Here is an 11627-nt window from a genome sequence, read left to right as displayed (position 1 = left end):
TAGTCGCAAAAAGCCACATTCCTGATCGACCAGACAGTTTTCATCATCGACAGCGCACCATTGTTACCCAGGTTCGTGTCGAAAATACCCACCACGGTGCAAAAGCGCGGGCTTGAGAGGCGCGTTCTAGAGCCTCTGCGGGGAACAATCAATTCTGTTGATTATTACCATTGTGTTTATGAACTTTTATATCGACTTCTCGAGAGTAACATTAGCCCTGTACCCACTTTATCGCCCTCCCAAGGAGCAACCCATCATGAAACGCCAAATACTCGCTACTGTTCTGCTGTCGGTCCTGGCTTCCAGCGCATTTGCCCTGCCAGCCGCTGAACAAGCTACCCCACAGAACAAAGCTCAAGCCGTTCAGTCGAGCCAGACCCTGGCCCGCAGCGGTTCGCAAGAAGACGAAAACCGTGACTACGCCAAAGGCGCCGTTGCTGAAAACGGTCGCAACCGCCTGGAAGAGAAAGGCCTGGTAGAAGGTGGCGCTGAACAAGCCAACAAACGTGCTTACACCGAAGGCGTTGCTGAAGGTGGCCGTGATCGTCTGGAACAAAAAGGCCTGGTAGAAGGCGGTGCTGAGCAAGCCCACAAACGCGCTTACACCGAAGGCGTTGTTGAAGGCGGTGCTGACCGTCTGCAAGAACTGCATCAAGCACAGAGCTAACCCCGTGGTGGCCGAGAAAAAAGCCCGATCTGAAGATCGGGCTTTTGCTTTTATCTGACGCTTATCTGAACTGCATCACACCCCAACACCCCGCCAAGTTCGACGTAGCTGAAGCTGTTTTGCTAGAGTGCGTCGCTGTACTTGCCGACAAAGCCCGCCCGCCGATGCTGCCCCGCGCCGAACAGAAGCAACAGACCCGCCTCGCCTTGATGGACGCAGCCCGCCATCTGATGGAGTGTGGCCGTGGGTTCGGCAGCCTGAGCCTGCGCGAAGTGGCCAAGACCGCCGGGATTGTACCGACCGGGTTCTATCGTCACTTTGAGGATATGGACCAGCTGGGGCTCGTGCTGGTCAGTGAAGTCGGCCAGACCTTTCGCGCCACCATTCGCCTGGTCCGTCACAACGAGTTCGTGATGGGCGGCATCATTGATGCCTCCGTGCGGATCTTTCTGGACGTGGTTTCGGCCAACCGTTCGCAATTCCTGTTCCTGGCCCGCGAGCAATACGGTGGCTGCCTGGCCGTGCGCCAAGCCATCGGTGCGCTGCGTGAAGACATCACCAGCGACTTGGCTGCCGACCTTACGTTGATGCCCAAGCTCCAGCACCTGGATGTCGACGGCTTACATGTGATGGCCGACCTGATCGTCAAGAGTGTGTTCGCCACCCTGCCCGACATCATCGACCCACCGGCCCAGGCCCTGCCTGCCCACCTTACGCCCCAGGCGAAAATCACCCAGCAACTGCGCTTTATCTTTATCGGCCTCAAGCATTGGCAAGGGCTGGGCAGCACCGAATAAGCCCGGTCAGCCCGCCGTGTGGAAGCGCTTGGCGGTGGTGTAGTGCTTTTTCCAGTAGCTGTTGCTCAATGAATCGATACGCACGCGTTTGCCGGTGCTGGGCGAGTGGATGAATTTGCCCTTGCCGATATAAAGGCCGACATGGCTGACCTGTCCGCGCCCATTGCCTTTGAAAAATACCGCGTCGCCGGGCTTGAGCGCCTCGCGCTGAACAGTCGCGGCGCTTGATCGATGCATTTCTGTGGTGGTGCGCGGCAGGCGGATATTGGCTTCGGTCTTGAACAGGTAGACCAGGAAGCTGCTGCAATCAAACCCCTGGTTAACCTTGGTACCGCCGCTTTTATACGGCGTGCCGAGCAACTCATGGGCACGATCGATCACGTTGTCGATGGTGGCGGAAGGTTCGAAGGCCACAGGCGCTTTTAAATTGGCCGAGGCCGGTATGACGGCGCAGGACAAGCTGAGAATAAGTGAAACCAAAAATACTTTGAACATGATCGGCGTCGCAGTGGATTAAACACGGCGCACATCGTAATGAAACAGCGCGTAACTTTTTGAACGGCAAATCCTTCAATCACGTAGGACAAATCCGAGAAAAATCCAGTGCGAAACAGATGAAGGAAATTTCATCCTTTACGCAACGGTTCTCAACGAAAAGCGCCCCTATCCAGTGCTATAAATCCAATAGCGCACCAATTTGAAGCGCGACAGCCATTGGCTGACGCCCTATTCGGTGGCATGTCCGTGCTTGCCTACAGGGATTTCCCGCCCATACACACGGTTGGCAAGCCCCTTGCTCTAGCTCATTTATCGCTCATAGCTGGAAGCCTCCTGATGCTGGTGATCCACCGCCGAATCGCCCCCCAAGCCCTCTGGGCCGCCGAACTGCTGCTGAACTTCGAAGCCCGCAGCAAAAGCCGCCTGCGCTGTTTCAGTGCCGACGGCGAAGACGTCGGCCTGTTTCTGGAGCGTGGCCAGCCGCCGCTGCACGATGGCGAATGCCTGCAAGCGGAAGACGGGCGCGTGGTACGCGTGGTCGCCCGCCCTGAACAGCTGCTGCACGTGACCTGCAGCAACGCCTTTGAACTGACCCGCGCGGCGTATCACCTCGGCAACCGCCATGTGGCCTTGCAAGTCGGCGACGGCTGGCTGCGCCTGCTCGATGACTACGTACTCAAAGCCATGCTCGAACAGCTCGGCGCCACCACGCAAACCCTCGAGGCTCCGTTCCAGCCGGAACACGGTGCCTATGGCGGTGGCCATCATCATTCGCGTCATGGCGATGAAGACTTCAATTACCCGCCCAAACTGCACCAGTTCGGCGTGCGTCTATGAACCCAGCCTGGGCGCTGTTGCGTCTGGCCAGTCCGCAATTGCCGATTGGTGGCTACAGCTATTCCCAAGGCCTGGAGATGGCGGTGGATAACGGCCGCGTCAATGATGCAGCCAGCGCCCGGCGCTGGATCAGCGACCAGTTGCTGCTCAACCTCGCCCGTTTTGAAGCGCCGCTGTTGCTCGCCCATTGCCGCGCCGCCGCCGAACAGGATTGGCCGCATTTGGCGCATCTGTGCGAAGAGCACCGCGCCAGCCGCGAGACCCGCGAGCTGTATCAGGAAAGTCGCCAAATGGGCTATTCCCTGCAACAGCTGCTCAACGGTTTACCGGAGCTGGACGACGCCGCGCGCCACTTTCTGGCCCAACGTGATGAACCCCACCTGGCCCTGGGCTGGGCTTTGGCCGCCCGCGCCTGGCACATCAACCCCGATGACGCCCTGGCCGCGTGGCTGTGGAGCTGGCTGGAAAACCAATTGGCGGTGCTGATGAAAACCCTGCCGCTGGGCCAGCAAGCCGCCCAACGCCTGACCAGCCAATTGCTGCCCCTGTTGCAACAAGCCCAGCAGGACGCGGCACGCATCGACCCTCCCCATTTCGGCAGCGCCGCGTTCGGCCTGTCCCTGGCGTGTATGGCCCATGAGCGCCAATACAGCCGCCTGTTCCGTTCCTAGGAGACCTACATGAACACACAACCTTTGCGTGTCGGCATCGGCGGCCCAGTGGGCTCCGGCAAGACCGCCCTGACCCTGGCGCTGTGCCTGGCGCTGCGCGACCGCTACAACCTGGCGGTGGTCACCAACGATATCTACACCCGCGAGGACGCGGATTTTCTGGTGCGCAACCAGGCACTGGCGCCCGAGCGCATCATCGGCGTGGAAACCGGCGGCTGCCCGCACACGGCGATTCGTGAAGATGCCTCGATCAACCTCGAAGCGGTGGACCAACTCAACCGCCGCTTTCCGGGCCTGGACCTGATCCTGGTGGAGTCTGGCGGCGACAACTTGTCGGCCACGTTCAGCCCGGAACTGTCAGACCTGACCATCTACGTGATCGACGTGTCTGCCGGTGACAAGCTGCCGCGCAAGGGCGGGCCCGGTATTTGCAAATCCGACTTGCTGGTCATCAACAAGATCGACCTGGCGCCCCTGGTCGGCGCCTCGCTGGAACTGATGAACAGCGACACCACACGCATGCGCAACGGTAAGCCCTTTGTGTTCAGCAACCAGAAAACCGGCATCGGCCTGGATGAAATCGTCGCCTTTATCGAACGTCAGGGTTTGCTGACTGCAGCCTGATCACACCCCCAAAAGGAGCCTGTATGGGACTCAACAAAATTCTTGCAACCGCCGCCCTGCTGCTGGCACCGGCCCTTGCCTTCGCTCACCCTGGGCATGGCGATAATGGCCTGGTGGCCGGTATCAGCCACCCATTGGGCGGTATTGATCATTTACTGGCCATGGTCGCAGTCGGGTTGTGGGCCGCGCAGCAACAAGGCAAAGCGCGCTGGGCACTGCCTTGCGCGTTTGTCGGCACCATGCTGGTGGGCGGCCTGCTCGGCTTTGAAGGCCTGGAACTGCCGGCGCTGGAAAGCGGGATTGCTGCCTCGGTACTGGCGCTGGGCTTGGCGGTAGCGCTGGCAGTGCGGCCGCCGTTGTTTGTGGCGGTGGCGGCGACGGCGTTGTTTGCGTTGTTCCACGGTGTGGCGCACGGCCTGGAGCTGCCTGACATGTCCAGCCCGTGGGCGTATGCGGCCGGCTTTGTGGCCGCGACGGCGGCGCTGCATGCTGCCGGGTATGCGGTGGTGCGTTTCCTGCCGGCTGCTGCGGCGCCGCTGGTACGGGTTGCCGGGGCAGCTTCGGCGGCAACCGGGGTTTGGTTGCTGGCGGGCTGATTGGCGGCGCTGCTGAGGGCACCATCGCAGGCAAGCCAGCTCCCACCTTTGACTGTGTTCACAGATCCAAAGGTGGGAGCTGGCTTGCCTGCGATGGCGGTGGCACAAACACCACAGAACTCAAGCCTGCTACCATGCGCGCCTACACCTCTGCCGTGACGACGCCAGCCGATGCCCATCGCTTCCCAACCTTCCTTGAATGCCGTGCTCACGCACTTCCACACCCTGATCGTGCCGCTGTGGCAAGGCCCGGGCTGGAACGCCGACTTGGCGTTGCCCTACGAGGCCGTGGACGCCAATCACCAGCCATTGCCCCCGCAACGCTACCGCGCCATGGCCTGCGCCCGGCAGTTGTACCTGTTCGCCAGCCTGATCGGCGAGCCGGGTGCAGCGTTTGCCGAAGAGCGTGCAGCGGCGCTGTTTCGTTCGCTGCAACGGCATTTTCATGATGCCGAACACGGCGGTTGGTTTTACAGCATCGACGCCCACGGCAAACCGCTGGACAAGCGCAAAGACCTCTACACCCACGCTTTCATCATCTTCGCCTGCGCCCACTATTGGGCCAAAGTCCGCGAGCCGTTGGTGGAGTCGGTACTCGATGCGGCCCTGGCCGTGGTCGCCGAACGTTTCGCCACCGGCGACGGCCTGTACGAAGCCGTATTGGAGCGCAACTGGTCATCGCTCAAGTCCGGCCCACTGCAAAACCCACTGATGCACCTGGCCGAAGGTTTCCTCGCCACCCTGGCCGTGCGTGAAGACGCGATCACCCAGGATGCGTTGCTGGACCTCGCCACCGCCCTGCAGAAGCGCTTCATCGACCGCCAGCACGGCGTGATGATGGAAAAACCGCTGGGCGCTGTGGATAACTGGTTTGAGCCGGGACACCAGTTCGAGTGGTTCTTTTTGCTCGACTCTTCAGAGGTACTGCGCGGCACACCCTTGCATGCCTCGCTGACGCGGGCATTTGCCTATGCAGAGCTTAAGGGTGTGGATAAGTTAAGTGGCGCGGTCAGCGGCATGCTCGCGCTGGATGGCAGCGTGCGCGACGGCACGCAACGGATCTGGGCACAGGCTGAATACCTGCGGGCGCTGACCTTGCGGCCGGGCAGTGAAGCGGTGTTGCAACGCCAATTGCTGGCGCTGCAGCAGAACTTTTTGCATGAGAAAGGCTGGCATGAATGCCTGGATGCCAAGGGGGCGGTGAGCCGGCGGGATATGCCGTCGACTACGCCGTATCACTTGGCGACTTGCTATCAGGGGCTGATCCAGCATCTGGGTTGAGCTTTAGTGCCTCATCGCAGGCAAGCCAGCTCCCACATTTTGATGTGTGAACACAGTCAAATGTGGGAGCTGGCTTGCCTGCGATAGCGGTCTACCTGACTGTCATGCAATCCACTTGCGATCCCCAGTAAAACTGATCGTCAGCCAGCGCGCCGCATCCGGCGTACCCAACCCTGTGGATATCTCCTCGCGCAGCCCATCAAGCGTCGCCACGTTATCTACCGGGTAATTGGCCGGCAACACCACATGAATCTCGATAAACCGCGCCCGCCCGTGCTTTTGCACGTAAGACACGTAATCATCAAAACCGTGCCTGGCCTGGGCGGCATCCATCACTTCGCGCACTTTGTCATCCAAGTGGTCCGGGGCAATTCCCAGCACCTCACGCAACGCCGGGCGCAGGATCTTGAACGCCGGCGCCAGCATGCTCAGGGCCAGCAGAATCAGGATCAATGGGTCGACATACACCGCCCACTCGCCATAGCCCTGGGACTTGAGCAACAGCGCAGCGAGGAAGCTGATCAGCAAGCCCACCGACAGCATCGCGTCCACCAGCCAACTGATGTTGTCGAACTGGATCAGTGAAGATTTGAGCGTGCGATTGCGATAGCGCACGTAGAAGAAGTAGGCAAACTCGACCACGGTAAACACTGCCGCGTAGACGATCACCAGTCCCAACTCAATCTCACGCCCGCCATTGATGATGCCGAACACACCGTTGAGAAACGCGTAGATCGCGATCAACAACAGGAAGCTGCCTTCGATCAGCAGCACCATCGGCTCCAGGTGCCAGTAGCCGAACTGGAAGCGCTCGTTGCTTTTTTTGGCGATCAGCTTGGCCGTGATCAGCATCAACACCTTGATGGCGGTGGCGATCAGCGAGAAAAAGCCGTCGAACAAAATGGATTGGGCGCCAGATATCACACCCGTGACAATCCCGGCGATCGCGACCGCGAACATCAGAATCGTCGATTGTTTGAGCAGTGCCTGCTCACCTCGGTTACTCACATTTCCTCCCGTCAAAACCTTTAAACCGCACAGTGCGGAGGGGTTTTCAGGAGTGGAGTGTACCTTATGTCCTGTTTTGGCCGATTTGACGCCATCGCAGGCAAGCCAGCTCCCACATTCGGCCGCATTCTCATGCAGGAACTCGGTCAAGTGTGGGAGCTGGCTTGCCTGCGAAGGACGCAACGCGGTCTTAAGCCTTACTTGGCCCCACGCTCAATCGCAAACCCAGCCCAGGTCTGGCTCACCGGCATCAGCTCCAACCGGTTGATGTTCACGTGCGCCGGGGTATTCATCACCCAGAAGATCGTGTCGGCAATGTCCTGCGGCTGGATCGGCTCGGCACCGGCATAGGTCGCGTCATAACGCGCCTGGTCACCGCCAAAGCGCACCAGCGAGAACTCGCTCTCACACAGGCCTGGCTCGATGTTGGTCACGCGCACGCCGGTGCCTTGCAGGTCGCAACGCAGGTTCAGCGAGAACTGCTTCACGAACGCCTTGGAGCCGCCATACACGTGGCTGCCCGGGTACGGGTAGTTGCCGGCGATGGACCCCAGGTTGATGATGCCGGCGCCACGGCCATGGGCGATCAGGCGCGGCAACAGCAGGTTGGTGGTGGTCAGCAGGCCCTTGATGTTGGTGTCGACCATGGTTTCCCAATCGTCGAGGCTGCACTTGGGCGCAGGGTCGGTGCCCACGGCCAGGCCGGCGTTGTTGATCAGCCCGCGCAACTTGGCGAACGACGGCGGCAGGTTGGCGATGGCCTCCTCCATACCCTTGCGGTCACGCACGTCCACCACCAGGCCATGCACTTCGGTCTGCTTGGAAAGCTCTTCGACCAAGGCATTCAAACGGTCAGCACGACGGCCGGTAAGCACCAGTTTCCAGCCAGCGTCGGCAAAACGACGGGCGCAAGCTTCGCCAAAACCAGAGGTGGCGCCAGTAATAAACAGCGTGTCGGACATGGTGTTCTCCTTGCGGGCATCGGAAAAAAAACAGCCAGCAGAATGCCCTTACGCCGCGATTGCAGCAACCGCTAAGCGCATAACTTCATACACGGCTGGTTGTTTTTTGATCACTTCAGGCAAAGCCTTATAGAACGTGGCGTGCAGCCATATGCACGCAGGTTATCCACAACTGCGCCCACAGTCTTTGGGGGCAAGTGTAAAAAGCGCCAAGCCGCTCTATACAAGGCTTGCAGGCGATTTCAGAAAGTTTTTTGCTTGACCTTGGCCAAGGCGTATGTAGCCCAATGGCAAGAGGGAAAATCCGAACGATGGCTCCAGGCCAGTCATTCCGGCCTCTGCGGCCGTCTTTCCAGAGTTTAATCACAGACTTATCCACAGGCTGTTCCGACATAAATCAGTCATATACCTGTGTCTTTAAACAGGTTGACAAAGCCCTCGGCAGGCCAGCAAAAACCGGCTGATCAATAAACAACCACCACGCTGCAAGCCACGGTTTTAAAGGCTTGCAGCCAGCTACTCCCACGTTACCCACAGCCGGTTCCACAGCGGATGGGGACAAGTCAAAACTGTGACAAAACAGGGATTTGCGGCGGCTATATGTCGCGCTTTGGAGGTGGGCTGGATTTGTTTTCCACAATTTGGCGGGAGCACTGAAAACACCCCAAAAATACCTGTGGGAACCGTTTCATGTGGGAGCTGGCTTGCCTGCGATGGCATCTCCTCGGTCTACCTGAAAGACCGAGGTGCTTGCATCGCAGGCAAGCCAGCTCCCACAGAGAGCCGGTTCCCACATGGGGTTATTGCGTCATGCCTTTAGATCAATGCCCGCCGAGGTAGGCGTTGCGCACTTCCTCATTCACCAGCAATTCCTTGCCGGTGCCCGTCAGGCGAATCTCGCCGTTGACCATCACATAGGCCCGGTCCGACAGGCGCAGCGCGTGGTTGGCGTTCTGTTCCACCAGGAAGATAGTCATCCCGGTGGCGGCCAGCTCGCGCAGTGTGGAAAAGATCTGCTTCACCACAATGGGCGCCAGGCCCAGGCTCGGTTCGTCCAGCAACAGCAGTTTGGGCCGGCTCATCAGCGCGCGGGCGATGGCGAGCATTTGCTGCTCACCACCGGACATGGTCATTGCGCGCTGGGTGCGCCGCTCCTTGAGCCGCGGGAACAGCTCGAACATGCGATGCATGTCTTCCTGCGCATACTTGTCGCCAATCGGGATGGTGCCCATCAGCAGGTTTTCCTCGACGGTCATGTCGGGGAACACCCGCCGCCCTTCCGGCGACTGCGCAATGCCGTTGGAGGCGATGTAGTGGGACGACTTGTGGGTAATGTCGACGCCGTTGTACAGAATTTGCCCGGACTCGGCGCGCGGCTGGCCGAAAATCGACATCAGCAGCGTGGATTTACCCGCGCCGTTGGAGCCGATCAGGCTCACGGTTTCGCCTTCGTTAATGTGCAGCGAGACTTTTTTCAGGGCCTGGATCGGGCCGTAAAACACGTCCAGGTCCTTCATTTCGAGGATAGGTGCACTCATACCAGCTCCTCTTCGTCTGCGCCCAGGTAGGCGGCAATCACTTTCGGGTCGTTGCGGATCGCGTCCGGGCCGCCTTCGGCGATCACGTTGCCGTGGTCGAGCACCACGATGTGGTCGGAAATACTCATCACCATGCCCATGTCGTGTTCGATCAGCACCACTGTCAGGTCGTGTTCGTCGCGCAGCAGGCGAATCATCGCGCTGAGGGCTTCGGTTTCCTGCGGGTTGAGGCCCGCTGCCGGTTCGTCCAGGCAGATGATCTGCGGCCGGGTGCACATGGCGCGGGCGATTTCCAGGCGGCGTTGCTGGCCGTAGGAAAGCTCACCGGCCAGGCGGTTGGCGCAGTCGACCAGGTCCACCACTTCCAGCCAATAGAAGGCGTGGTCGAGGGCATCGCTTTCGGCCTTGCGGTAGCCCTTGGTGTTGAGGATGCCCGCCAGCATGTTGCGGTTGACCCACATGTGCTGGGCCACCAGCAGGTTTTCCAGCACCGACATTTCCTTGAACAGGCGAATGTTCTGGAAGGTCCGCGCCAACCCTGCGCGGTTGACCAGGTGGGTGCCGCCGAACATCTTGTAGTACACGCGGCTGAAGAAGCTTTTTGGCGATACAAAGTCGACGGCCTTGAAGCGTTCGCCGAGCAACTGGATCACGTTGGTCTGCTTGCCACGAATGTTCAGTTCGATCTTGCCGCCGCTGGCTTTGTAGAAGCCGGTGAGGCAGTTGAACACCGTGGTCTTGCCCGCGCCGTTGGGGCCGATCAGGGCGAAGATCGAGTTGCGTTTGACCTTGAGGCTCACATCGCTCAAGGCCTTGATGCCACCGAAGTGCATCATCAGGTGTTCCACTGAGAGGACGACTTCTTTGCTCATGGCGCCACTCCTTTACGTGGGGTCACACCGGTTCGGCTGATGCGGATCAGCCCGCGTGGCCGCCAAATCATCATCACCACCATCAACACGCCAAACAGCAGCACACGGTACTCGGAGAAGCTGCGCAGCAACTCCGGCGCGACGGTCAAGACGAACGCCGCAATCACCACACCGACTGTCGAGCCCATGCCGCCCAACACCACGATGGCCAGGATCAGCGCAGACTCGAAGAAGGTAAACGACGACGGGTTGACGAAGCCCTGATAGCTGGCAAAGAACACCCCGGCCAGCCCCGCAGTCGAGGCCCCAATGGTGAACGCCGAAAGCTTGACCAGTACATGGTTCAGGCCCATGGAACGGCAGGCGATTTCATCTTCGCGCAAGGCTTCCCAGGCGCGGCCCACTGGCATGCGGGTCAGGCGGTGCTTGATGTACAGCACGGCCAGCACCACCAGGAACAGCACGATGTAGATGAACATGAACTTGATGTTGGGGTTGTAATCGATGCCGAAGAACTCGTGGAACGGAATCCCGCCATCCTTGGCCTTGCGCCCGAACTCCAGGCCGAGAAAAGTCGGCGAAGGCACCGGCATACCGTTGGGGCCACCGGTGAACGACAGCCAGTTGTTGAGCACCAGGCGGATGATTTCACCAAAGCCCAGGGTCACGATGGCGAGGTAGTCACCGTGCATTCGCAACACCGGGAACCCGAGTATGCAGCCCGCCAGCGCGGCAGCGATGGCCGCCAGGGGCAACACACTCCAGAAGCCCAGGCCCAGGTATTGATAACCGAGCGCCAGGCCGTAGGCGCCGATGGCGTAGAACGCCACGTAACCCAGGTCGAGCAAACCGGCCAGGCCCACCACGATGTTCAGGCCAAGGCCGAGCAACACGTAGATCAGCCCGAGAATCACCACGGTCAGCAGGTACTTGTTGGCGAAGATCGGGAACACGATCGCGATCACGATCAGTGCCGGGATGATCCAGCGCAGCCGCGATTTGTAGTCCGGCGGCAACACGTGCACGCCGGAGCCACTGCTCTCGAAACCCTGCAGGATCTTCACGCCCTTGGGGGTTTGCAGGAACAGGCTCAAGGCAAAGCGCCCGGCCATCACGATGGCGACCAACGTGGCCACCCGCGCAGGCTCGAGGTTAAAGCTATACCCGTCGAGGACCACGCCGACAATCGGACCGAACACGATCAACGAAATCAGCCCGGCAAGGACCGTATCGACCACACTTTTCTTGATATCGATAGATTTGGCAGCAGACATGT

Annotated in this window: 13 protein-coding genes; 7 read left to right on the top strand and 6 right to left on the bottom strand. The window is 59.8% G+C overall.

The features are described 5' to 3' along the window. Window positions 1-256 precede the first annotated feature (256 nt). Together HU759_RS03730 and HU759_RS03725 are read left to right on the top strand one after the other, a co-directional pair. Window positions 257-667 (top strand): hypothetical protein, encoded by a 411-nt coding sequence (locus tag HU759_RS03730; protein WP_099548110.1) that lies wholly within the window; start codon window positions 257-259, stop codon window positions 665-667. 164 nt (window positions 668-831) lie between these two features. Continuing rightward, on the top strand, window positions 832-1464 hold the full coding sequence (locus HU759_RS03725; protein WP_186618034.1) for a TetR family transcriptional regulator: 633 nt from the start codon (window positions 832-834) through the stop codon (window positions 1462-1464). A 6-nt stretch (window positions 1465-1470) separates the two neighbouring features. Here HU759_RS03725 and HU759_RS03720 read toward each other — a convergent pair whose 3' ends face one another. Next, window positions 1471-1959 (bottom strand): C40 family peptidase, encoded by a 489-nt coding sequence (locus HU759_RS03720; protein WP_017136793.1) that lies wholly within the window; start codon window positions 1957-1959, stop codon window positions 1471-1473. Between the two features lie 339 nt (window positions 1960-2298). Between HU759_RS03720 and ureE the strand changes: the two genes are divergently transcribed. The 5 genes from ureE (at window position 2299) to HU759_RS03695 (ending at window position 5971) form a co-directional block, all read left to right on the top strand. Beyond that, the gene (gene ureE, locus HU759_RS03715) at window positions 2299-2799 is read left to right on the top strand and encodes an urease accessory protein UreE (protein WP_017136794.1); all 501 of its coding nucleotides are present in this window, start codon (window positions 2299-2301) and stop codon (window positions 2797-2799) included. Then, the gene (locus HU759_RS03710) at window positions 2796-3470 is read left to right on the top strand and encodes an urease accessory protein UreF (protein WP_186617994.1); all 675 of its coding nucleotides are present in this window, start codon (window positions 2796-2798) and stop codon (window positions 3468-3470) included. The genes ureE and HU759_RS03710 overlap by 4 nt, the downstream gene beginning before the upstream one ends. Window positions 3471-3479: 9 nt before the next feature. Continuing rightward, window positions 3480-4094 carry an urease accessory protein UreG gene (gene ureG / locus HU759_RS03705; RefSeq protein ID WP_017136796.1) on the top strand — a complete coding sequence of 205 codons (615 nt, stop codon included), beginning with the start codon at window positions 3480-3482 and terminating at the stop codon, window positions 4092-4094. A gap of 23 nt (window positions 4095-4117) precedes the next feature. Further along, window positions 4118-4690, top strand: coding sequence for a HupE/UreJ family protein (locus HU759_RS03700; protein ID WP_017136797.1), 573 nt, complete (start codon window positions 4118-4120; stop codon window positions 4688-4690). 171 nt (window positions 4691-4861) lie between these two features. Further along, window positions 4862-5971, top strand: coding sequence for an AGE family epimerase/isomerase (locus HU759_RS03695; protein WP_017136798.1), 1110 nt, complete (start codon window positions 4862-4864; stop codon window positions 5969-5971). Between the two features lie 102 nt (window positions 5972-6073). Here HU759_RS03695 and HU759_RS03690 read toward each other — a convergent pair whose 3' ends face one another. The 5 genes from HU759_RS03690 to livM all read right to left on the bottom strand — a co-directional run bounded on the left by HU759_RS03690 (window position 6074) and on the right by livM (window position 11625). Continuing rightward, window positions 6074-6979 carry a cation diffusion facilitator family transporter gene (locus HU759_RS03690; RefSeq protein ID WP_138817088.1) on the bottom strand — a complete coding sequence of 302 codons (906 nt, stop codon included), beginning with the start codon at window positions 6977-6979 and terminating at the stop codon, window positions 6074-6076. A gap of 197 nt (window positions 6980-7176) precedes the next feature. Further along, entirely contained in the window at window positions 7177-7941 is a 765-nt protein-coding gene (locus HU759_RS03685; RefSeq protein WP_058422443.1) for an SDR family oxidoreductase, read from the bottom strand. 821 nt (window positions 7942-8762) lie between these two features. Further along, complete coding sequence (locus HU759_RS03680; protein ID WP_186617993.1) at window positions 8763-9479, bottom strand: ABC transporter ATP-binding protein; 717 nt, start codon at window positions 9477-9479, stop codon at window positions 8763-8765. Beyond that, window positions 9476-10351, bottom strand: coding sequence for an ATP-binding cassette domain-containing protein (locus HU759_RS03675; RefSeq protein ID WP_017136078.1), 876 nt, complete (start codon window positions 10349-10351; stop codon window positions 9476-9478). The genes HU759_RS03680 and HU759_RS03675 overlap by 4 nt, the downstream gene beginning before the upstream one ends. After that, on the bottom strand, window positions 10348-11625 hold the full coding sequence (livM, locus tag HU759_RS03670; protein WP_017136077.1) for a high-affinity branched-chain amino acid ABC transporter permease LivM: 1278 nt from the start codon (window positions 11623-11625) through the stop codon (window positions 10348-10350). Before livM ends, HU759_RS03675 begins: the two co-directional genes overlap by 4 nt. Between the last annotated feature and the right edge of the window lie 2 nt (window positions 11626-11627).

This window comes from Pseudomonas sp. OE 28.3 (assembly GCF_014268205.2).
Classification (GTDB): Bacteria; Pseudomonadota; Gammaproteobacteria; order Pseudomonadales; family Pseudomonadaceae; genus Aquipseudomonas; species Aquipseudomonas edaphica.
Note: the sequence above shows the minus strand (reverse complement) of the source record. Positions and strands in the feature narration are given on the sequence as shown.

Bases quoted from the DNA above. Each gene is read 5' to 3' on its own strand.
- HU759_RS03685 (WP_058422443.1), bottom strand. From the start codon at position 7,941: ATGTCCGACACGCTGTTTATTACTGGCGCCACCTCTGGTTTTGGCGAA.
- HU759_RS03675 (WP_017136078.1), bottom strand. From the start codon at position 10,351: ATGAGCAAAGAAGTCGTCCTCTCAGTGGAACACCTGATGATGCACTTC.
- HU759_RS03695 (WP_017136798.1), top strand. From the start codon at position 4,862: ATGCCCATCGCTTCCCAACCTTCCTTGAATGCCGTGCTCACGCACTTC.
- HU759_RS03680 (WP_186617993.1), bottom strand. From the start codon at position 9,479: ATGAGTGCACCTATCCTCGAAATGAAGGACCTGGACGTGTTTTACGGC.
- HU759_RS03710 (WP_186617994.1), top strand. From the start codon at position 2,796: ATGAACCCAGCCTGGGCGCTGTTGCGTCTGGCCAGTCCGCAATTGCCG.
- HU759_RS03700 (WP_017136797.1), top strand. From the start codon at position 4,118: ATGGGACTCAACAAAATTCTTGCAACCGCCGCCCTGCTGCTGGCACCG.
- HU759_RS03725 (WP_186618034.1), top strand. From the start codon at position 832: ATGCTGCCCCGCGCCGAACAGAAGCAACAGACCCGCCTCGCCTTGATG.
- HU759_RS03720 (WP_017136793.1), bottom strand. From the start codon at position 1,959: ATGTTCAAAGTATTTTTGGTTTCACTTATTCTCAGCTTGTCCTGCGCC.
- HU759_RS03730 (WP_099548110.1), top strand. From the start codon at position 257: ATGAAACGCCAAATACTCGCTACTGTTCTGCTGTCGGTCCTGGCTTCC.
- ureE (WP_017136794.1), top strand. From the start codon at position 2,299: ATGCTGGTGATCCACCGCCGAATCGCCCCCCAAGCCCTCTGGGCCGCC.
- ureG (WP_017136796.1), top strand. From the start codon at position 3,480: ATGAACACACAACCTTTGCGTGTCGGCATCGGCGGCCCAGTGGGCTCC.
- livM (WP_017136077.1), bottom strand. From the start codon at position 11,625: ATGTCTGCTGCCAAATCTATCGATATCAAGAAAAGTGTGGTCGATACG.